The 20,261-nt window shown below is 58.5% G+C and carries 18 protein-coding genes, 1 tRNA gene and 1 other RNA gene; 12 read left to right on the top strand and 8 right to left on the bottom strand.

The features are described from left to right. Nucleotides 1-10: 10 nt before the first annotated feature. The 7 genes from tgt to VSX42_RS05330 all read left to right on the top strand — a co-directional run bounded on the left by tgt (nucleotide 11) and on the right by VSX42_RS05330 (nucleotide 6,367). The gene (gene tgt / locus VSX42_RS05305) at nucleotides 11-1,483 is read left to right on the top strand and encodes a tRNA guanosine(34) transglycosylase Tgt (protein WP_326503294.1); all 1,473 of its coding nucleotides are present in this window, start codon (nucleotides 11-13) and stop codon (nucleotides 1,481-1,483) included. A gap of 3 nt (nucleotides 1,484-1,486) precedes the next feature. Beyond that, nucleotides 1,487-1,990, top strand: coding sequence for an SRPBCC domain-containing protein (locus VSX42_RS05310; protein WP_326503295.1), 504 nt, complete (start codon nucleotides 1,487-1,489; stop codon nucleotides 1,988-1,990). An 88-nt stretch (nucleotides 1,991-2,078) separates the two neighbouring features. Beyond that, nucleotides 2,079-2,393, top strand: a complete 315-nt coding sequence (locus VSX42_RS10930; protein WP_418950773.1) for an HAD family hydrolase — start codon at nucleotides 2,079-2,081, stop codon at nucleotides 2,391-2,393. 92 nt (nucleotides 2,394-2,485) lie between these two features. Next, a complete protein-coding gene (locus VSX42_RS05315; RefSeq protein ID WP_326503296.1) occupies nucleotides 2,486-2,758 on the top strand; it encodes a hypothetical protein in 273 nt (90 codons plus the stop codon). A gap of 421 nt (nucleotides 2,759-3,179) precedes the next feature. Beyond that, nucleotides 3,180-3,476: a hypothetical protein gene (locus VSX42_RS05320; RefSeq protein ID WP_326503297.1), complete on the top strand. Its 297-nt coding sequence runs from the start codon at nucleotides 3,180-3,182 to the stop codon at nucleotides 3,474-3,476. Between the two features lie 32 nt (nucleotides 3,477-3,508). After that, on the top strand, nucleotides 3,509-5,710 hold the full coding sequence (locus VSX42_RS05325) for a hypothetical protein (protein WP_326503298.1): 2,202 nt from the start codon (nucleotides 3,509-3,511) through the stop codon (nucleotides 5,708-5,710). 9 nt (nucleotides 5,711-5,719) lie between these two features. After that, nucleotides 5,720-6,367 carry an ABC transporter ATP-binding protein gene (locus VSX42_RS05330; protein WP_326503299.1) on the top strand — a complete coding sequence of 216 codons (648 nt, stop codon included), beginning with the start codon at nucleotides 5,720-5,722 and terminating at the stop codon, nucleotides 6,365-6,367. A gap of 34 nt (nucleotides 6,368-6,401) precedes the next feature. Here VSX42_RS05330 and VSX42_RS05335 read toward each other — a convergent pair whose 3' ends face one another. The 6 genes from VSX42_RS05335 to VSX42_RS05360 all read right to left on the bottom strand — a co-directional run bounded on the left by VSX42_RS05335 (nucleotide 6,402) and on the right by VSX42_RS05360 (nucleotide 12,284). After that, nucleotides 6,402-6,842 carry a thioesterase family protein gene (locus VSX42_RS05335; protein WP_326503300.1) on the bottom strand — a complete coding sequence of 147 codons (441 nt, stop codon included), beginning with the start codon at nucleotides 6,840-6,842 and terminating at the stop codon, nucleotides 6,402-6,404. Between the two features lie 121 nt (nucleotides 6,843-6,963). Then, nucleotides 6,964-7,086: a type B 50S ribosomal protein L36 gene (gene ykgO / locus VSX42_RS05340; RefSeq protein WP_326503301.1), complete on the bottom strand. Its 123-nt coding sequence runs from the start codon at nucleotides 7,084-7,086 to the stop codon at nucleotides 6,964-6,966. 126 nt (nucleotides 7,087-7,212) lie between these two features. After that, nucleotides 7,213-8,277: a GTP-binding protein gene (locus VSX42_RS05345; RefSeq protein WP_326503302.1), complete on the bottom strand. Its 1,065-nt coding sequence runs from the start codon at nucleotides 8,275-8,277 to the stop codon at nucleotides 7,213-7,215. A 103-nt stretch (nucleotides 8,278-8,380) separates the two neighbouring features. After that, nucleotides 8,381-9,751, bottom strand: a complete 1,371-nt coding sequence (locus VSX42_RS05350; protein ID WP_418950779.1) for an amino acid permease — start codon at nucleotides 9,749-9,751, stop codon at nucleotides 8,381-8,383. Nucleotides 9,752-9,948: 197 nt separating this feature from the next. Further along, complete coding sequence (locus tag VSX42_RS05355) at nucleotides 9,949-11,406, bottom strand: amino acid permease (RefSeq protein ID WP_326503304.1); 1,458 nt, start codon at nucleotides 11,404-11,406, stop codon at nucleotides 9,949-9,951. A 167-nt stretch (nucleotides 11,407-11,573) separates the two neighbouring features. Further along, nucleotides 11,574-12,284, bottom strand: a complete 711-nt coding sequence (locus VSX42_RS05360; RefSeq protein ID WP_418950774.1) for a queuosine precursor transporter — start codon at nucleotides 12,282-12,284, stop codon at nucleotides 11,574-11,576. Between the two features lie 219 nt (nucleotides 12,285-12,503). Between VSX42_RS05360 and VSX42_RS05365 the strand changes: the two genes are divergently transcribed. Further along, nucleotides 12,504-13,172: a TetR/AcrR family transcriptional regulator gene (locus VSX42_RS05365; RefSeq protein ID WP_326503305.1), complete on the top strand. Its 669-nt coding sequence runs from the start codon at nucleotides 12,504-12,506 to the stop codon at nucleotides 13,170-13,172. Between the two features lie 15 nt (nucleotides 13,173-13,187). Here VSX42_RS05365 and VSX42_RS05370 read toward each other — a convergent pair whose 3' ends face one another. Both VSX42_RS05370 and VSX42_RS05375 read right to left on the bottom strand, forming a co-directional pair. After that, nucleotides 13,188-13,511 carry a type II toxin-antitoxin system VapB family antitoxin gene (locus VSX42_RS05370; RefSeq protein ID WP_326503306.1) on the bottom strand — a complete coding sequence of 108 codons (324 nt, stop codon included), beginning with the start codon at nucleotides 13,509-13,511 and terminating at the stop codon, nucleotides 13,188-13,190. A gap of 234 nt (nucleotides 13,512-13,745) precedes the next feature. After that, nucleotides 13,746-13,830 (bottom strand) — tRNA-Ser (locus tag VSX42_RS05375). Nucleotides 13,831-14,034: 204 nt separating this feature from the next. On the opposite strand from VSX42_RS05375, the gene ffs reads away from it, so the two are divergent. The 4 genes from ffs (at nucleotide 14,035) to VSX42_RS05395 (ending at nucleotide 20,029) form a co-directional block, all read left to right on the top strand. Next, nucleotides 14,035-14,131, top strand: an RNA gene (gene ffs, locus VSX42_RS05380) — signal recognition particle sRNA small type. A gap of 275 nt (nucleotides 14,132-14,406) precedes the next feature. Further along, nucleotides 14,407-17,472 (top strand): DNA polymerase III subunit gamma and tau, encoded by a 3,066-nt coding sequence (locus VSX42_RS05385; protein ID WP_326503307.1) that lies wholly within the window; start codon nucleotides 14,407-14,409, stop codon nucleotides 17,470-17,472. A gap of 12 nt (nucleotides 17,473-17,484) precedes the next feature. After that, on the top strand, nucleotides 17,485-18,594 hold the full coding sequence (gene recR / locus VSX42_RS05390; protein ID WP_326503308.1) for a recombination mediator RecR: 1,110 nt from the start codon (nucleotides 17,485-17,487) through the stop codon (nucleotides 18,592-18,594). 145 nt (nucleotides 18,595-18,739) lie between these two features. Then, nucleotides 18,740-20,029, top strand: a complete 1,290-nt coding sequence (locus VSX42_RS05395; protein ID WP_326503309.1) for an aspartate kinase — start codon at nucleotides 18,740-18,742, stop codon at nucleotides 20,027-20,029. Nucleotides 20,030-20,261: the final 232 nt, after the last annotated feature.

Here is a 20,261-nt window from a genome sequence, read left to right on the forward strand (position 1 = left end):
ACTTGTTCCCGTGCTCAATACCGAATTTTCTGATCCCACTTTTTCTTTTGAACTGGGCAACCGCCTGACCGATACCGCCCAGCCCACCGGCAAGCAGGTGGACGCCAACGGCGGCGCCTTCCAGGGCCGCACCGGCGTCATTCACACCCCCCACGGCGACATTGCCACCCCCGCCTTCACCCCGGTGGGTACCAAGGCAACCGTCAAGGCCGTACTACCCGAGGCTATGAAAGACCTGGGTGCCCAGGCCCTGCTGGCCAACGCCTACCACCTCTACCTGCAGCCGGGGCCGGACGTCCTCGACGCCGCAGGCGGTCTGGGTAAGTTCATGAACTGGGACGGCCCCACCTTCACTGACTCCGGAGGCTTCCAGGTCATGAGCCTGGGCTCAGGGTTCAAAAAGGTGATTGATATGGGCACCGTGGCCGGGGCTACCGGCGCGGACGGCCGCCCCATCGGTGACGACGACGTGGCGGCGGGCAAGGAACGTATGGCCCATGTGGACGACGACGGGGTCAACTTTAAGTCCCACATCAACGGCGATATTCACCGTTTCACCCCCGAGGTATCTATGCAGGTGCAGCACCAGATTGGCGCTGACATCATGTTTGCCTTTGATGAGCTGACCACCCTCTATAACTCCCGTGCCTACCAGGAAGAGGCGCTGGAGCGTACCCGCCTGTGGGCCCTGCGCTGTATTGCTGAGCACCAGCGCCTGACCGCTGAGCGGGTGGGCAAGCCCTACCAGGCCCTTTTTGGCGTGATTCAGGGGGCCCAGTATGAGGACCTGCGCCGCAAGGCCTGCCGCGACCTGGGCGCTATGCCCTTTGACGGCTTCGGTCTGGGCGGGGCACTCGAAAAGGAAAACCTGGGCACTATCGTGCGCTGGTGCAACGAGGAGCTACCCGAGAACAAGCCCCGCCACCTGCTGGGCATTTCGGAGCCCGATGACATCTTCACCGGCATTGAAAACGGCGTCGATACTTTCGACTGTGTCTCCCCCACCCGCGTGGCCCGCAACGCGGCTGTTTACACCCCCGATGGCCGCTTCAACCTGACTAACGCCCGCTACCGCACCGACTTCTCCCCCATCTTCGAGGGCTGCGACTGCTACACCTGTACCCACTACACCCGCGCCTACCTGCACCACCTTTTCAAGGCCGACGAGCGCCTCTCAGCGACCCTGGCCTCGATTCACAATGAGCGCTTTATTGTGAAGATGGTGGACGACGCCCGCGCTGCTATCGACTCCGGGGAATATTTCGACTACCGCGATGAGTTCTTGGGTAAGTACTACGCCAAGAAGGTTGCCCAGCAAAAGGCCCAGGAAGAAGCTGCTGCCCGTAAGGCCGCCAAGGACGCCGAGCGGGCAGCTGCTGCCCAGGCCCGCTGGGAGGCCAATATGAAGGCAAAGGCTGAGGCCGAGGCCCGCCGGGCAGCTGAGCAGGCTGAGACCACTAAGACCACCAGCGACGAAAAGTAGAGCATGAACGACTTTAAGATTGACGACCTCAAGCCCGAGGAAACCCTCACCTACCGCCACGAGTTCGCGGCAACCCCGCAGCAGGTCTTTGAGGCTTTCACCAACCCCACACTTTTTATCAAGTGGTTTGGCCCTGCCGACTGGAAAATCATTCCTTCCACCCTGACCCTGGAACCGGTCATTGGCGGCCGCAAGCAGTTCGTCATGCGCCACAAGGACCAGGCTAAGTTCCAGGCCCCCATGTACATGCGCTTTGTGACTCTAGCCGAGCCCCACACCATCGAGTACCGGGAGGCCCTGCCCACCCCGTCCGGCCAGCCCTCAGACACCCTGATTGGCCTGCGTCTTGAGTTCGAGGCGGGCACCGCGGTGACCGAGGACGGCGTCGGTGAGGGCACCATCCTTAAGCTCACCCAGGGCCCCCTGCCCGCCGGTGTGCACGAGCAGACTCTAGCTTCCTGGCAGGGCTCCTTCGGCAAGCTGGCTGAACTGCTCAAGCAGACATAAAACCCGGCACACCGGCACCACCACTACACCCAGGGGAGATTCCCCACAAAAGGGGAATCTCAACCGTTTTTCTCGCACGTTTACCGAATTGGGTCGCGATCAGGAAAACCGGCTTCGCCGCTCACCCATTGGCCCGTATTTCAAAAAGGTCTTTATCTCGGAGCAGATGGGAGCCCAAAAGCCAGAGCCCGTCTTTTATCACCGGGTATCGGAGCTTATTACGGCTTTTTCTCCGTCGCAGGCTCTAATGATTGGTGATAGCCTCACGGCCGATATCCAAGGTGGCGTCAACGCTGGCATAGATACAGCCTGGTACAACCCGAGTGGAGCACCTAGCCCCAGCCAGCTGCAGCCGACCTATACTTTCTCAAGCTACGCAGAGTTAGCGGAACTTCTGCCCTAAAATTTCTCCTACACTATAAAGCTCAGGACGCCGCACCCCCGCTACCCTGCCCCAGGGAAGGGAAGGGGCACTTCGGCCCCGAGGTCTTCACCGTGCCGCTAGATACCGTTGAGATTGACGTGCGTGAGGGCGGCGCCCAGAAGTTCGTCATGGTCAGCGAAGAGAACCCCGAGTTCATCTCCCCCGTCAACGGCACCTTCCACAAGCTGGTGCCCGGTGGGCTGAATGAGGGCTATGAGGCTATCGGTGAGGAGCTGGCTGAGGCCCACGGTGTGGAGGCCGGCTCCTACTTCCTCAACCGCACTGCTTTCAAGAAGATTGACGAGCGCACCACCTGCGTTACCATCCCCCCAGGGTCCTCTTGACCCAGCTATGCACGAGATGTCGGTAACTGGCTGGAAGTCCTCTTTCAACAAGCTCAACCGCCTACTTGGTGCCTGCTAGACTCATCTGAGATTAATCAACCCCATCTTGTTTCACAGGGTGGGGTTCGTTGCACCCTCGCCAGCGAACACAAAAGTCCTAAAAGTCTTGAGGCTTACTCAAAAGGCATTTATTTCGCACCCCCGCTCAACACCCCTCGTCTGATTAGCTTCGTTCACCAGGCGGTTCACACCACCCACAGAACCGGCAGCGTCGCTGTGAACCTGCTTCGCCTCAGGCATTTATAAAGACTCCTTCAGCTCGAACAGCATAAAGTGTTGCAAATCACCATATGCATATATATTATGAATCACACATGGTACTACTCATACCCACCAAGAAATCACAAAGGAGTTGATTGAAATGAGAAACAAAATTCTGAAAGCAGTAGCAGGGGCTTCTCTGGTACTTGCGGCGGCTTTTGGTGCTGGAACGGCAGCCGAAGCTGCAACCGTGTACTACAAAAACAGTGCAGTGAGCTGGGATTATGGTCGCAGCCTGGGTGTCAACAGCTACTCCAAGGTACAAAGCGGCATGTACGACCACTCTGCGACTGCTAACACCACCTTCTCTGGCTGGAAGAAGCCAGGTGTTTTGGCATCAGCTGTTCAATTCGTTGGCACACAGCAGGCAACCGCCTACTGGAACTGCCGTGGCTAATTAAACAAGACACCAGGGGGGTGAGTAGCACCATGCGCCAAACTCTTAAATACTTTGCTAGCGCATTATTAGTCTTGCTAGCGGTCGTGAATATAGCCCTTTTCGCTGCTGTTCGAGCAGATGGCTACGAAAAAGAAATTACTAATTATTTGCACCAAGGGAAAAATTTTACCATTTCAAGCCTGAACCCTGACCAAGCAGCGCAGGTTGAAGGCTACCTAAACGCAAAGATTTTTCAAGAGCAGGCTGTCCTTATCAGGTCAGATAAAAAACTATCCGCTGTCGACGGATCAGCGGACGGAACCCATCTAGGTCTACTCGCAGACCCCAACAACCTTAGTAATTTGCCAGAACTGAATTATCTGGGCGTGACTATTCTGGGTACCAAAAATATTGGGGATCTCCTCACATCAGAACAAGGAAAAACCCTTGGACTCTACACAGTAGAGGAAAACGTCCTACAAGAACTACCAGAAGTTACCTTCGGGCCAAATCTGAGCGTAGGGAAGTTTTCAGATTTGGTGGAGGAAACAAATACAGTCAACGGACAATATTTCCTGTACGGCTTCAGTGAAGAGGATTTCAATGATTTCCTTCAAGAACTCTCAGCAGTCAGTGGAATCAGCCAAGAAGAGCTTCTGACTCCCCTCTCCGGAAGTAACCAAAGCACTAGCCTATGGCCTATATTTATCCTCACGTCATTGCTCTCGACAACAGCCCTGCTCACTCTAGTTCTCTTTATCTACATCACCCAAGGAGCAAAAGAACTCGGTACCTATCTTATCTTGGGCTGGTCAAAGACTAACTACTTACTAACCATAGCCAAGCCTCTGGCCTACACCCTTATACCCACCTCGCTACTAACTGCAATCGGAACCTGGCTAACCCTAAAAGATTTCGGAATAAGCCTGGCAGTAGCTTCTACCCTATTCCGTCCCCTTATGCTCACTATAGGTATTGCTATTGCTAGTTTCTTGCTGTCGTCTTTGCCCCTGCTGGGCATGAAACCGATTCATGCAGTTCGTGGATACAGGCCACAAAAACTTTTTGTGGCCCTTCTAGCCCTGGGATTCATAACAACCACAGCAGGCCTTTACACCACTGCCTCTTTTCTTGATACTCCAATCAAAGAGGTAGAGAAAATAACCACAGTACAAAAAGAATGGGACAAGGTTGCCGATCAATACATCCTTTACTCTCAAAGTGCAGGCTCAGATAGCGCAAGTTTCACCGGTCAATCCACTGAGTTAGCCGAAGATTTCTACGTTTGGTACGCCTCCATCGAGAAAGACAACGGGGTATCGCTGGTCAACACTTATTATGCAGACCAGGAAATCCTCCAGCAGTGGAGAGCTCTCGGTGAAGACGCTCCATACCGGGAGTTCTGGTACATGGCAGCTTCCCCTAACTACCTGAAAAGAATCGGCATAGAAATTCCACCAGCTACCCTTAAGAGAGCTGAAGAAGGTGAACAGGTATTCTTATTGCCCGAGCATTTTAGCCTTCAAGATAAGGCATCACTGACCAGTTGGCTGGAACAAGAAGCACAGCGGAAAGGAAAGGCAGAACAAAATATAGTCACAGCTTTTACACAGAATCAAAACACGTATATTGAAGAATATTCTCTTGACGGTGATATTTTTACTTGGAACGCCGATCCAGAAAAAGATTTCCTCAGCTCTGATGTAGTTATTTATGTTGCAACATCCGCTAACATGACCTACTTTGAGTCCGAAAGTCTATCCGCTTCTGGGCTAGAACAAAGTTATATAAAGCTTTCAGAAGAAGCAGTTCATAAATATACTTCCCTCTCATACCTGGAGACTTACAACCTAGACGATAACCTGCCTATCTTTATATCATCTAAAAGCTTTGTGGCTGGCCTACAAAAAAGCATATATCAGTACCTTCAGCTATTTGGTGCAGTAACCCTAATTCTTGGACTTATTGCGGGTTTCGCATTATCAGCATTTATCATGCTTTATTCGCTTCTCTTCCGCAATCAGATAGCTGTCTCAAGACTACTAGGGCACCACCTCTGGTCTTCTTTCAGGCCAGCCTACCTGCTCGTTATTCTGGTAAACGCACTTGGTCTCTTGGCAATGATTATTGTTGAGTCACGGGTGGGGCTAATCATTGCTGTTCTTATGCTAGTCGGACAACCAGTACTACTACATATGCTTTCTAGAAAATTTGCTTACTCCCATATGGTCAGCCTCATTAAAGAATCGTAGGTATACAGTATGAAAAACTTTGTTGAAGTTTCGAACATTTCAAAACATTTTGGTGGCAGAACAGTTCTCAATGGAGTTTCATTGCAGGTGCCAGAAGGCAGCTCTTTAGCTATCATCGGCAGATCCGGATCAGGAAAATCGACGCTACTTAACATTATCGGCTTACTTGAGTCTGCGGATTCGGGTAGCTTACGTTTGGGGGGCGAGGCAGCGCCTGGAGTTCATTCTCGTAAAGCAATGTTGCTCCGCCGCAACACGATCAACTATCTTTTCCAAAGCTTTGCTCTTATTCCATCTCAAACCGTAATGCAGAATATTCTGCTGGGCATGGAATACGTAAGCCAGCCAAAAAGCGAGAAAAATAAACGAATCATGGAAACTCTTCAGCAGCTTTCTGTTGAGCACCTTGCCCACCAGAAGGTAGCTACCCTTTCGGGTGGAGAGCAACAGAGGGTAGCAATGGCCAGGTGCCTGCTGAAACCCGGCAATCTGATACTGGCCGATGAGCCAACAGGATCTCTCGATAGGGAGCTTGCTATGGTAGCGATGACCGAGATGCTTCATCTACATCGTGCATACGGTAAAACTCTTGTAGTTGTTACTCATGACCCCGAGGTAGCGCATATGTGCGATCAGATCTTTGAGCTTAAGGTATGACGGATCAAGCCCCCTTTAAAAGTGCATCTACAACCTAGGCCGCCAGCTGCTCCCGTTGCTCGGTGCTCAGGCGCACCAGGGAGCCGGTCTCGGTATTGAAGAAAGCTAGCGTGGTGGTTGCTGAAATACAGTGGACGCCGGTCACCGGATCAAAGAGCTCGTAAGCAACAACCAGCGAGGCAGCTACTACCTTACTGACCTGCATTTCTACACGTACCGGCACCCCGCGGTAGGCCAGGGGGCTACGGTATTTGACGTGGTTTTCAGCAACCAGAGCCTGGGTTCCAGATGGCAGAGTAGCAAACAGCGGCAAGGGCACCTGACGTGGGGCTGGCTCACCTGAGGACGGCGGTGGGCCAAAGAGAGCCACGCGGGCTTCTTCTAGAATCTGCATCATAGTGACGTTATTGATGTGGCCGTAGGCGTCCATGTCACCCCAGCGCAGGGGGATAGAAAGGCTATACACTGTGCTCATGTCCCCTACTTTACCGAGCCAGGGTTTCAGATAGAGCAAAGCCCCAGCATCTTTCCTTCTGAGCGGGTAAAGACACCGGGGCAGAGCTATCTAGAGGGTGCGCGCTGGCTCCCCTCTGCCTTTAGCCCTGGCGGACCTTGAAGCGGGGGTTCTTTTTGTTGATAACAAAGACGCGGCCGCGGCGGCGGACCACCTGAGCACCGGGCATTTTCTTGAGCGAGCGAATTGAGTTACGAACCTTCATGGGAGGTTTTCCTTTCTATAGGGGGTGGACTAAACGAGCAGGGGTCTGTTTATAGGGGCTTATTCGAATGGGTAAGTGAAGCTACACAATATTTTGAGCTAGCCTTGATCTTGTTTACCCCGGTGGTTAGGAAGAATTTTCGATGAGTTGTTGACTGAGGGCTTCAGTGTTGAGGGTACAGAGGTTGAGAATTGCTTGCAGCTGCTCTGGCTCTAGGTCGTCACCGGTGATAACGATGATGGTTTTAGGTGGCAGGTCTTTTCCCCATTGCCCGCAGGTCTGTAGCCAAACGGTTGGCCCGATTCCTTCGATGGCTACCCGTTCATCGGGGTGGTCTGTTAACCAGATATGGCCACGCACCCGGCAGGCTCCTTCGACGATGGAGGGTAGATGTTGGGCGAGAGCTTGGGTGTCGATGATGGTATCGCTGGTGAGGACGGCTGTGGTGAAGTTAGGCCCGTGGTGGTGATTGCATTCCTTGTCACCTCGGGCGGCTTGTTGGATGTCCTGACTACAGGTGCCTAGGTGCCCTGGGGCAAGGCGTTGACGGACTTCTTGTATCCGATATTGGGCGCAGCTGGCGATAGGGTTGGAGCTAGTGATGAGGTGGGCGTGAGGGGCCAGGTGGCTCAGTAGGTCTTCTGCGCGGTCGATGCTTTCGGGGCTGTCTATCAGACTGTTGTTGATGCTGATGATGGTGTCGGCATGGGCCATTTCAGTGACCAGATATTCGCCGGGGATTCTCTCGTCTGAGCAAGACCCCACTAGACCGATGCGCGAGAGGCTATCGCTAGACCAGAGGTCGTCTTCTAGGTCTTGGCTGGCGATGGCTAGAGTGCAGCTTGTGATAGTGAATTCTGCTCTTTTTTGGGTAAGCCCGATGACGTTGGCCAGAGAGACTCCCACGGGGAGGGCAAGGACTATCTCTTGATCTCGGGGTAAATGGTGGGCGAGGTAAGAGAAGGTGGTGCAGCTGGTGCAGTTTTGATTGGGGTAGACGCTGGTCTCAACCTGGGGGCTGCTATCGGGGTGGTCGGATGAGAAAGTGCGGCTGGTGATTGTGACACCCGTTTCTGGGCTTGCTTCAGCGTCAAGCTGGATAATGCTTGCCTGCCGGTAGCGTGTACTGAGCATGTCGAGAGCTGCACTGCGGGCAAGGAGGCTCAGGGATGAGAGAGCAATCAGGGGCATAACCCAATCATAAATGAGAATCGTTCTCATTTACAAATAGGGGGTGAAACGGTCCCCGCTCCACTACCAGGAGCGGGGACCGTTAAGAGGAAGGGAAGAAATTCTACTTTCGCGATCCAGCTGCCACAGCGGCGTCCGCCTCGGCGAAGGCGTCCTCGTGCCCGGTATGCACGCGCTTGACCACGCCGAAGTAGATCATGGTCAGAATCAGGAAGTAGGCGATACCCATAGTCGCGGGAGCAGCGTTGCCGGTACGGGCGAAGAGGGCCGCCCAGATGGCCAGCAGCAGGAAGATGCCCAGACCAGCGGTGATTCGACCACCCCACATGCGGAAGGCCGAAGAGTTACCCTCAACCCCCTTGAAGGCGATGTAGGCCAGCAGAATCAGAACCCAGACGGTGAGGGCGCAGACCATGGTCAGGGTCATCATCAGACCAAAGGCCTGGCCGGGCAGGAAGAGGGCCAGCAGAATCGCCAGCACCACGCCCGAGGTTGAGGCCCACATGGCCAGCACGGGAATACCGCCACCGCTGACGCGGGCCAGGGGCGCAGGTGCCATCTTTTCGCTCGCCAGCGAGTGCAGCAGGCGGGTGCCCGCGTAGAGGTTAGCGTTGGCGGCAGACAGGGCAGCAACCAGAATAATGAAGTTGGTGATGGAGGCAATGGCCGGTACACCGATTTCTGAGAAGACCAGCACGAAGGGGGAGGCTTCAACAGAGCCGTCGAGCTGGGCGGCTGACTGCCAGGGAATAATCGAGACCACGATAAAGAGTGAGACCACATAGATAGTCGCCAGGCGCCACATATTCGCCTTGGTTGAGGCCCGTACTGAGCGCACCGGGTCCTTCGCTTCAGCAGCCGAGATAGAGAGCATCTCGATACCGCCGAAGGAGAACATGACCACAGCCAGGGAAAGCCAGACCCCGTGGACGCCGGTAGGCATGAAGCCGCCGTCATTGGTCAGATTGGCGATGCCGGTAGCCTCCTGTCCGGGGAAGCCCACAAAGACCAGGGCCAGGCCCACGATGACGAAAAGGAGCAGGGCGATGACCTTAATGGAGGAGAGGAAGAACTCCATGGTGCCAAAGTACTTGACCGAGCGAATATTGAGCAGCACAATCACCGCACCAAAAAGGACGATACCAACCCACAGGGGCAGGGAAGGCCACCAGTACTGCAGGTAGGTAGCAACCGCGACCAGCTCAATACCGGTGATAATGGCGGTGACGGTCCAGTAGGCCCAGCGGGTCAGGTAGCCGGCGTAGGGGCCCAGGTAGCGGCCAGCGATGGAGCCGAAGCCACCGCGCACCGGGTAGCGCACGGCCATTTCGCCGGTAGAAGCGGCGATAATGGCGGCGACCAGGGAGCCGATAGCATAGGCCAGAATGACGGCCGGGCCCGCCAGCGCGATAGCGCCCGAGGAACCCAAAAAGAGGCCGGTACCCAGGGCCGAGCCCAGCACAATCATGGTCATCTGCCCGTGCGTGAGTGAGCGTTTGAGGGTGGTCGCCTGGGCCTGCCCCTGCGAAGGTGTGTGTGCCACGGTAAGCCTTACTGTGAGAAAACGTCGTGTGCGGTAGCGGTGTTAATGCGCGGACGCCGGTGCGCTGCTCCCCTGCCGCGAGGCTGGGGGCGGGCTACCGGCGTCCTTGTGTAGACCTGCTACTGATTTTAGCGCTGTTTGGTGCCGTCGACGACGGGCACCTGGGTGGTAACGGTGCGGACCTCTTCAAAGGCGTCGTCTGAGGTGCTGATATTCTTGTTGACACCGGCGAAGTAGATGACGGTAATCAGGCCGAAGAAGCCCAGGCCCACGAAGATGGAGGGGAGCATGGAGCCGCCTGCGAAGAACATGGCGATGAAGGTGGCAATCACGCCGGTCAGACCAACCGCTGCGGTGGCGGAGCCACCGAAGACGCGGAAGGGGGAGGCGTCGCCTTCGACTTTCTTGTAGGCCATGTAGGACAGCAGAATCATGCACCAGACCACCAGCACGCAGACGGTCACCAGGGCCATCATGTAGCCGAAGATTCCGCCGACGCCCGATATTGCCATAATCATGGCGACCACGGCGCCCAGGGATGAGACGGTCAGCGCCAGGGCGGGAATGCCCGAAGAGCTGGTGCGGGAGAGCACCTTGGGTGCCATGCCCTCGTGGCCCAGGGCGTGCAGCAGGCGGGTGGCTGCATAAAGGGCGGCGTTAGCACCGGAGAGGGCTGCGGTCATCAGGATGAAGTTGGTGATACCGCCAATGTAGGGGATGCCCAGTTCGGTGAAGACCATGACGAAGGGGGAGCCTTCGATGTCCTTGCCCAGGGTGGCGGCGCTGGTCCAGGGGATGATGGCGACCACGATGAAGAGGGAGAGCACGTAGAAGGTAGCCAGGCGCCACATCATAGCTTTAGCCGAGGAACGTACGGAGCGGACCGGGTCCTTGGCTTCTGCCGCTGAAATGGAGATCAACTCGATACCGCCGAAGGAGAACATGACCACTGCCAGGGCGATCCAGATGGAGGAGAGGCCGTTGGGCATGAAGCCGCCGTGGGCGGTGAGGTTGGCAACGCCGGTGGCGTCCTGGCCGGGCAGGCCGAAGAATACCAAGGCCAGGCCGAAGATGATGAAGAGGACGACCGCGCTCACCTTGATCGAGGACAAGAAGAATTCCACCACACCGAAGGACTTGACGCTGGTCAGGTTGAGCACGAAGATCGCGCCACCCGCGATGAGTACCCAGACCCAGAGGGGGACGTTGGGGTACCAGTAGGCCATGTAGGCGCCGACGGCTACGACCTCGGCACCGGCCAGGGTGACGGTGGTCATCCAGTAGGCCCAGCGGGTCAGGTAGCCCGCGTAGGGGCTGAGGAACTTACCGGCGATGGTGCCGAAGCCGCCGCGCACGGGGTAGCGCACGGCCATTTCACCGGCGCAGGCGCCGATAATGGCGGCGATCAGTGAGCCGATGGCGTAGGAGACGATGACGGCCGGGCCCGCGATAGAGATAGCTGCGCCGGAGCCCAAAAAGAGGCCGGTGCCCACGGCGAGGCCGAGGGCAATCATGGTGAGCTGGCCGTGGGAGAGGGCGCGGCTGAGGTTGCCGCCCTCCTGCTGGCCGGTGGTGGTTGATGCCACGGGTGCCCTCCCTTTCAAGAGAGTGTGGTGTATGCAATGAACCGAAAGTTTACACAGGTTTTCTGAGGGAAAACCGGTCTTCAGTGCTCACCATTATGCAGTGAGAGACACATCACTCTCTTGGTGGTAGGTGCAGGGCGCTTGGCGGGCTGTGCGCAGCACCCGCTTTAGCGGGCAAGGCTGTAGGTAGGCTCTTTGCGCTTGAACCAGCCGATGACGGGGTAGGTGATGGGCAGCAGGAGTAGCTCTACAACGCACTTGTACACGTAGCCCACGATGACATAGTTGAGGAAATCGCCGAAACTTGTAATTCCAATAATGGGGGCGGCAATAGAGCAGAAGATGATGGTATCAGCCAGTTCACCGACCAGGGTTGAGCCCATGAGTCGGCCCCAGAGGTGGCGGCCGCCGGTTGCTGCCTTGAGCTTCACTAGCACCCAGGAGTTCAGTAGCTGGCCCGTCAGGAAGCCCAGTAGGGAGCCCGCGAGAATTTGGGGCACGGGGCCCAGTACGGCTTCAAGGGCTGCCTGCCCATCATAGAAATCGGCGGCGGGCAGGGCAATGAGAATCCAGAAGCTGGCCGCGGCAGCAGCTGCTGCAACGAAGCTGGTGATAATGGCACGGCGGGCTAGTTTAAAGCCGTAAATTTCGCTGATCACATCACCCAGCACGTAAGCCAGGGGGAAGAGGAAGAAGCCGCCGTCGGTGATGATTGACCCGAAGGCGACGCCCTTGGTAGCCCCGATGTTAGAGAGAATAAAGACCACGCAGGTAGCTGCCAGCAGCAGGTCGTAGTAGGTGCGAGTGGGGCGGGCAAAGTCGGTATCGTTGCCCTGCTTGTGGGCGGACACCGGTGAGCTGGTGGGAGGTGTAGACACAGTTATCCCCTGGGTTGAGTATCGGTTTGAAGAGTGCCCACCTGCCACCTGGGCGCCCACTAGCTTACCGATTTTTAGGCGACCCCGCACGGCCTGCCGGGTGTGGGGTGGGGCGCAGTGGCGTCCGCGCCGGTGAACCAGTGGCAGGTTTTGCTGACAGTTTGCTGGGTTCTGTCGTGAAAAATAGGTTTTAGTGACAGATAGCGGTAAGGTGTCATTATGCCTCGAATTACTGCCGCCACCAATGCTGCCCAGCGCGAGAATACCAAGCGCGCTATTCTCGATTCCTTCGGCCGCCTGCTCTACGAGCGCGGCCTGCCCGGCCTCACCATGACTCACGTGGCTAAGACCGCCGGCATCGGCCGCACCGCGGTCTACAACTACTTTGCCGACATGGGCGAACTACTTATTGCCTACGCCCTCGACGAGACCGAGCGCTTCCTCACCGAGCTGCGCGAGGCCCTGGCCGGGGTGGAGAACCCCATCGACCAGCTGGCTGTCTACGCGCGTCTGCAGATTGAGGATCTTTCCCGCCGCCACATGCCCCCCGGCCCCGCTATGCGGTCGGTTCTTTCACCCGAGGCTTTTGCCAAGCTGGGTGATCATGTGCGCGAGCTTCAGATGGTTCTGGCAGGCATTCTTTCTGCGGCGATTGAGCGCGGCTACCTACCCGAGAACGACATCCGCGAGCTGGCGCAGCTGGTTCACGGTTCCCTGTCATCCAGCGCTGACCGCACCGACGAGGCCAGCGACAGGGCAGCCCGCGAGCGCCACATTGAAAACACGATTCGCTTTATTCAGCTGGGTCTGGGTGCGCGCTTTGATGAGAGTGGGCACCCCGTGCGCCTGGACGGCACCCCCGAGGTGCACCTGGTAGCTGCTTCCTAGCCGAGACTGGCGCCCCTAGCCCTGGGGCAACAGCGAGGGGGCAAGGGAATCGAGGTCGAGCACGCGGGCGTACATGACGGCTCGGCGTTGCAGGGCGGTACGTAGGGCGCGATGGACGCCATCTTCGAGGTAGAGCTCGCCCCGGTAGCGCACCACATGGGGGAAGAGGTCCCCGTAGAAGGTGGAGTCTTCGGCCAGCAGGGTTTCGAGGTTGAGGTTTTTCTGCGTGGTGATCAGGCGGTCGAGGCGCACCTGCGAGGGGGCAATGGAGCCCCAGGTACGCTGAGTAAGCCCGTGGTCGGGGTAAGGGCGCGTGTCGCCTACACCTTTGAAAATCATGCGGTCTATTGTACGCCGGGCGGGGCAGGCCCTGAGTAAAGTTTGGTGAGAATTGCCCCACCAATACCCTAAAGTGCCGCCGGCCATATCCGTCACTCCATCGAGCCAGAAGCTTCGCTGCGAGTGCGGGGTGGGACACACTTTTCTGCCTATAACCCAAATTCTTGCTATATACAAAGAATGTAGGCAAAGAAAAAGCCGGTTTCATCAAGTGGGCGATGAAACCGGCTTCAGCGGAGGATGGGGGATTTGAACCCCCGAGGGCGTGAACCCAACACGCGTTCCAGGCGTGCGCCATAGGCCGCTAGGCGAATCCTCCAGGCTGTTGCTTAGCTATTTACATAGCTTCACGAAAGCGAACAGATACGAGCATACCCCATGTCTGGGCGTCCGCGCAAATCAGGCGCGCGGGCGGGGCGCGGCGTCCGCACCGGAGGAACCCGGGTCAGGCTCGACCCAGCCGAGCCCTGGTGGACACCGCCGCCCGTCCTTTGTTTTTCGCGACGGCTTAGGGTACAGTTGTTGGAGCCCCTTACGTGGCGTCATCTTGGAAAACTCCCCCAGGGCCGGAAGGCAGCAAGGGTATCTGGGCTCTGACGGGTGCGTAGGGGGTCTTTATTTTGCCCAATTTCTGCCCCCTCCCCCGTTAGGGACCAGAAAAATCACAATAGTATGTGTGGGCGTTAGGGATTTTGGGAGGAATCTGGTCCCTACTGACACAAAGCGGGGCGGACGCCGGCAGCGGCTTAAGCCTTTCGCGCACGGTTCTTAAAACGTCAGCCACCCCCACTACACTGTTAACCAGCACACCCGGGGCGGCGAGCGCCTGATTCTTTACTCTTGCTTTTCTCCCTGGGCCGGGCTCAGTTTTTCTGCACTCAACCGAAGGTTTATTGTGAGCACTGCGCTGTATCGCCGTTATCGCCCTGAGTCGTTTGCCGACGTTATCGGGCAGGAGCATGTCACCGAACCTCTCATGACTGCCCTTGAGAAGAACAGAGTGAACCATGCCTACCTGTTCTCGGGGCCGCGCGGGTGTGGCAAGACCACTTCGGCTCGTATTTTGGCGCGCTGCCTCAACTGTGCTGAGGGTCCCACTCCTACCCCGTGTGGTGTGTGTGAGTCCTGTAAGGAGCTTTCCCGCGACGGCGGCGGTTCCCTCGATGTGATTGAGATGGACGCCGCTAGCCACGGTGGTGTGGATCACGCCCGTGACCTGCGTGAACGCGCTACTTTTGCACCGGTGCGCGACCGCTACAAGATTTTCATTATCGACGAGGCGCACATGGTCACCCGCGAGGGCTTCAACGCCCTGCTCAAGATCGTGGAAGAGCCCCCGGCGCACATTAAGTTTATTTTTGCGACCACCGAGCCTAACAAGGTGCTCGGCACTATTCGGTCGCGCACCCACCACTACCCCTTCCGCCTGGTGCCCCCGCAGATTCTGGGGGACTACCTGGCTAAGCTCTGCACCGAAGAGGGTGTGAAGGTTGCTGATGGCGTGCTGCCGTTGGTCGTCCGCGCCGGTGGCGGGTCGGTGCGTGACTCGCTGTCGATTCTTGACCAGCTCATGGCGGGTGCCTCGGACGAGCAGGGTATCTCCTACGACCTGGCTGTTGCCCTGTTGGGCTTTACCCACGGTGAGCTGCTTGATGAGGTCGTCGATGCTTTCGCATCAGGTTCTGCCGCCGAGGTTTTCGCCTCGGTCGATAGGGTAATTCAGACTGGCCAGGACCCCCGCCGCTTTGTCGAGGACCTACTCGAGCGCTTCCGCGACCTCATTATTGTCAAAGCCGTGCCCGACTCAGCGGGTTCGATCCTGCGCGGCCTGGCCGCTGACCAGATCGACCGTATGCGCGCCCAGGCTGAGCAGCTGGGTTCTGCTGAGCTGTCGCGGGCTGCGGACGTCACCAATGAGGCCCTGAACGAGATGAGCGGGGCCATGAATCCCCAGCTTCACCTGGAGCTACTCTGCGCCCGCATTCTGCTGGCTGCCGGGGATCAGGGCATCGGCAACCTAGCCGCCCGTCTTGATCGGCTTGAGCGCAAGCTGGCCTCGGGTCAGTTCCCTGCGCCCGCGGGCAGCAATTCTGCACCGGCAGGTTCCGCTTCTGGCACCGGTGCGGACGCCGCCAGCCCCCTGGCACGCGCCCGGCAACAGCTAGCCCAGCAGGGTGGCGTCGAAGGTCAAGCCCCTGCTCAGCAAGCTCAGCCTCAGCAGCAAGCCCAGCCTCAGCAGCAAGCTCAGCCCCAACGTCAAGGCCAGCCCAGCCAGCAGAGCCAGACCGTTCAGCAAACTCAGGCTCCTGCCCAGTCGAGCGGCGCACCTCTAGCCGGTGCTCCCCTGGCTGGAGCCCCCTTGGCGGGTGCTCCCCTGAGCGGTGCCCCGCTAGCAGGTCGGGGCGTTCCGCCACTCGGTGGGCCCCACCAGTCTGCCCAACCCAACCAACCTCCCCAGAGCGCCCAGCCCACCCAGGTCGGGCAGCAGGCGTCCGCGCCTCAGAGCCCAGCGCGCCCAGTGCCCGGTGAAAACACGGTCGATATGGTGGCTAACTCCTGGGCCGATGTAGTGGCCAAGGTGCCTGCCCCCTTTGCCCGCGCCCAGTTTGCCCTGTGTGAGCCGTCCAAGTTTGAAAACGGCGCCCTCTTCCTGCGGGCTGAGCTGCCCGTGCTCAAGGCGGTTAAGGAGTACCTGCCCCAGCTTCAGCAGGCCCTCTTCCAGGTGCTTGGTCTGCAGGTGCAGCTGCGCGGTGAAATCAAGAAGCCCGGCGACGGCGGCAATACCCCCGGCGGTGGAAGGCCCGATGGCGGAGGTCCCGACAGCCCCGGTGGGACAGGCCCGTCAGGTGAAAGCCCCGCTCCCGCATCTCAGGCTCCCGCGCCCCAGGCTGCGAACAGGCAGCCCGCTGCCGATGTCGCTGAGGGCCCGCGCGGTGGTGACCAGGCCTGGGCAGCGCACGGCCAGCCCCGCTCCGAAGAGCCCCCCTCGTGGAGCCCCAACGACTGGAATAACCCCGTCACCTCCTGGTCGGTCGCAGCTATCCCCAGTGGTGATGCGGCCGAGGCCCCCGAGGCGCAAGCCCCCTCAGCACCGCATCTGCGTGTGATTGAGGGCGAGGCCGACCCCGTTGAAATCGCCAAGGCTCAGCACCCCTCCCGCGGCCCGCAGGAACAGCACAACATCTCTCTGGCGAAGGACGACGCCCAGGAGTCAGAGGATGCCGATCCCGCCTCCCAGGTGCCCCACGAGGATAGCCCACACGCGGTTTCCCTTGAGCCTGTCCCCACCAGTGAGGGCCTGGCCGAGCAGGGGCATAAGGACGCCGACAACGCTGCCCTCCAAGAAGAGGCCAAGGGCGAGAGCAGCACCGCGCCCCAGGCTCAACACCAGGAACAGGCACCGGCTCAGGCCCCGAGCCAGGCACCAGCCTCCAACCAAGCCCCGGTAGCCTACGAGTACGGTGACTACAATGGCGGCTACTTTGACGATGCTCCCGAGGACGAGCCCGAGTACGTCGCCGGGGTTGGCTACCTTAAGGCTGAGACTCCACAGGCAACACCCCCTGCCGGTGCGCCCCTAGCAGGCACGCCCAGCGCCCCCGGTGCTCCCCTGGCGCAGGGCGCCCAAGCCCAGGCGTCCGCACCGCAGATTCCCGCGCCGCAGGGCTCAACCCCGCAGAGCCAGCAGGCCAGCCCCCAGCCAGCCACCGAGCAGTCCACCACCCAACAGCCCGGCGGCGGTAAGAAACTCTCCTTCCGAGAGCGCCACGCGGCGCAGATTGCGGCCGGCCAGCGGGCCGTCCAGCAGGCTCAAGCCCCTGCCCCGGCAGAAGCCCCCGAGGACTTCACCCCCAGCGACGACGACGCCGCCCTTGAGTCGTCCGTGCTGATTGGCCAGCGGGCCGTCGAGAAGATTTTGGGCGGCAAAGTAATTGATGAACAGCCCCTTCATCAGGGCTAACAAGGAGTTTTTGTGTACGAGAGTGCCGTCCAGAACCTGATTGACGAGCTGGGCCGTCTACCCGGCGTGGGCCCCAAGTCAGCCCAGCGTATCGCCTTCTACATTCTGAATGCGGAAAGCTCTGAGATGGCCAAGCTCACCGACGCTATCGCGCGCGTGAAGAAGACCGTGAGCTTCTGCGAAATCTGCGGCAACGTCTCTGAAACCAAGCTCTGCGCTATCTGCCGCGACGAGCAGCGCGACCCGGCTGTGCTGTGCGTGGTAGAAGAATCCAAGGACGTGGTGGCCGTTGAGCGCACCCGCTCTTTCACCGGCCGCTACCATGTGCTGGGCGGGTCCATTAACCCTATGGCTGGTATCGGGCCGGAGCAGCTGCGCATCCGCGAGCTGGTGGCCCGCCTGTCGGACGAGCGCATCACCGAGCTAATTCTCGCCATGGACCCCAACCTTGAGGGTGAGGCTACCGCCACCTACCTCTCGCGCCTTCTGGTGCCCATCGGTATTCGCGTATCGCGCCTGGCGTCGGGTCTGCCGGTGGGTGGCGACCTGGAATACGCCGACGAAATAACCCTGGGCCGTGCCCTTGAGGGCCGCCGCATTATCAGCGAGGGTACCCGCGCCGAGGCCGCAAACCCCGCCGAAGATTTTGAGGCCGCCCTTGAGGCAGAAACCGAGGCCAAGGAGCAGCAGGCCGCAGCGGAGCAGGCAGCTAAGGGCCCGCGGGCCCGCTGGTCTGGTTCCATGTTCGATGATCTTGATAGCGCAGACGCTGCCACCCCCTCCCCTGCCAAAGGGCAGGAGGGCGGGGGGAAGCGTCCGGACGCCACCCCCGCAGCTCCCAGCGAGCCCTCCCCTACTGAGGGGCAGCAGGGGGACCTGAACGAAGAGCTCTTGGAGCAGGAGCTGGCGGGTATTCCGGGTGAGCTGTCAGCCGAAGAGAAGGCTGAACTTGCGGCAGCCGCTGCCTTTGAGGCTGAAGAGGCCGGTGAGGGCGTGCAGTCAGAAGAGCTACGCGATGCCTACGAGGCCAAGTTAGAAGAGCTCAAGAAGACCCCGCTGCGCACGGTCGCCCCCGAGATCCCACCGATTCCGGGTAAGACCTACGTGAACCCCTGGACTTAAACCCATGGGTCTGTAATTTAGCGTCACACACGTTATATTCCCGTCATTTGAGCAAAAATCGTCCAAGTGCGACGCCCACCCCTACGATAGTTTTAGGCCGGAAAATGCCCGGCACCTTCAACACCTTTGTACTGGAGAAGTTTCAATGAGCCTGATTGTCCAAAAGTTCGGTGGGTCCTCGGTTTCTGACGCCGAGGGTATTAAGCGTGTAGCTCGCCGTATTGTGGACACGCAGAAGGCTGGCAACGAGGTCGTCGTGGTGGTCTCAGCAATGGGCGATACCACCGATGAGCTGCTCGACCTTGCGGCTGAAGTAACCCCCAACGCCGGCCCCTCGCGTGAACTCGATATGCTGCTGAGCGCCGGCGAGCGAATTTCCATGGCCGTGCTGGCCCTGGCTATTAACAACATGGGCGGCCGCGCCCAGTCCTTCACCGGCTCCCAGGCCGGCATGATTACCGACGGCGTGCACGGTTCTGCCCGCCTGGTTGAGGTCAACCCCGAACGTATTCGCACTGCCCTTGATGAAGGCTACGTCGCCGTTGTCGCAGGCTTCCAGGGCATGAACCGCCAGACCCGTGACATCACCACCCTGGGCCGCGGCGGCTCAGACACCACCGCGGTTGCTCTGGCAGCTGCGCTGGGTGCTGACGTCTGTGAGATTTACTCAGACGTTGATGGTGTGTTCACCGCTGACCCGCGTATCGTGCCGTCCGCCCACAAGCTCGATACCGTCACGAGCGAAGAAATGCTTGAGATGGCTGCTAACGGCGCCAAGATTCTGCACCTGCGTTCGGTGGAGTACGCGCGCCGTTTCAACCTGAAACTGCATGTTCGCTCTTCATTCTCACAGCTTGAAGGCACTCTCGTTATCCCCGACAATGAGGGTATGGAAACTAATGTGAAGGAGATCCCCTTGGAACAGCCCCTCGTCTCGGGCGTCGCCCACGACCGTAGCCAGGCTAAGGTCACCGTTATTGGTGTGCCCGACGTGCCCGGTTCCGCGGCCAAGGTGTTCGGTATTCTCAATGAGACCAACGTGAACCTCGATATGATTGTTCAGAACGTCTCAACCGACCGCCCCGACGTCACCGATATCTCCTTCACCCTGCCCCAGGACCAGGGCGCTGCTGCTCTGGCTGCGCTTGAAGCTAAGAAGGCTGAGCTGGGCTTTGAAGAGGTCCAGTACAACGAGTCCATCGGTAAGCTGTCGCTGGTGGGTGCGGGTATGAAGTCTAACCCCGGTGTGTCCTTTAAGTTCTTTGATGCGCTGAGCACCGCCGGTGTGAACATCGAAATGATTTCTACCTCTGAAATTCGTATTTCGGTTATCACCGATATTGAGAAGCTTGATGAGGCTGTGCGCGCTGTGCACTCAGCTTTTGACCTTGATACCGAGGGTGAAGCTACCGTTTACGGTGGTACCGGCCGCTAGGTCGTGAACTAGGTTTGTCCGCGAGGACGCTCGGGCCCCGGGCTGGCAGCACCACGCTGCTGGCCCGGGGCCCGGCTTTTGCCCACTTCAAGGGCGTGTAAAAAAAATTTTCTATATTTTTCACCCAAAGACTCGTCGGGAACATATAGACCAATATAGTATTGCTGTACATCACATCTTCTTTACCCCCAAATTCAGCCAACCGGCTGGTCAAGCACTAAAGGAGCAGTAG

This window comes from Rothia nasimurium (assembly GCF_035916755.1).
In the GTDB taxonomy this organism is placed as follows: domain Bacteria; phylum Actinomycetota; class Actinomycetes; order Actinomycetales; family Micrococcaceae; genus Rothia.

Bases quoted from the DNA above. Each gene is read 5' to 3' on its own strand.
- VSX42_RS05310 (WP_326503295.1), top strand. From the start codon at position 1,487: ATGAACGACTTTAAGATTGACGACCTCAAGCCCGAGGAAACCCTCACC.
- VSX42_RS05320 (WP_326503297.1), top strand. From the start codon at position 3,180: ATGAGAAACAAAATTCTGAAAGCAGTAGCAGGGGCTTCTCTGGTACTT.
- VSX42_RS05325 (WP_326503298.1), top strand. From the start codon at position 3,509: ATGCGCCAAACTCTTAAATACTTTGCTAGCGCATTATTAGTCTTGCTA.
- VSX42_RS05330 (WP_326503299.1), top strand. From the start codon at position 5,720: ATGAAAAACTTTGTTGAAGTTTCGAACATTTCAAAACATTTTGGTGGC.
- VSX42_RS05335 (WP_326503300.1), bottom strand. From the start codon at position 6,842: ATGAGCACAGTGTATAGCCTTTCTATCCCCCTGCGCTGGGGTGACATG.
- ykgO (WP_326503301.1), bottom strand. From the start codon at position 7,086: ATGAAGGTTCGTAACTCAATTCGCTCGCTCAAGAAAATGCCCGGTGCT.
- VSX42_RS05345 (WP_326503302.1), bottom strand. From the start codon at position 8,277: ATGCCCCTGATTGCTCTCTCATCCCTGAGCCTCCTTGCCCGCAGTGCA.
- VSX42_RS05350 (WP_418950779.1), bottom strand. From the start codon at position 9,751: ATGACCATGATTGTGCTGGGCTCGGCCCTGGGTACCGGCCTCTTTTTG.
- VSX42_RS05365 (WP_326503305.1), top strand. From the start codon at position 12,504: ATGCCTCGAATTACTGCCGCCACCAATGCTGCCCAGCGCGAGAATACC.
- VSX42_RS05370 (WP_326503306.1), bottom strand. From the start codon at position 13,511: ATGATTTTCAAAGGTGTAGGCGACACGCGCCCTTACCCCGACCACGGG.
- VSX42_RS05395 (WP_326503309.1), top strand. From the start codon at position 18,740: ATGAGCCTGATTGTCCAAAAGTTCGGTGGGTCCTCGGTTTCTGACGCC.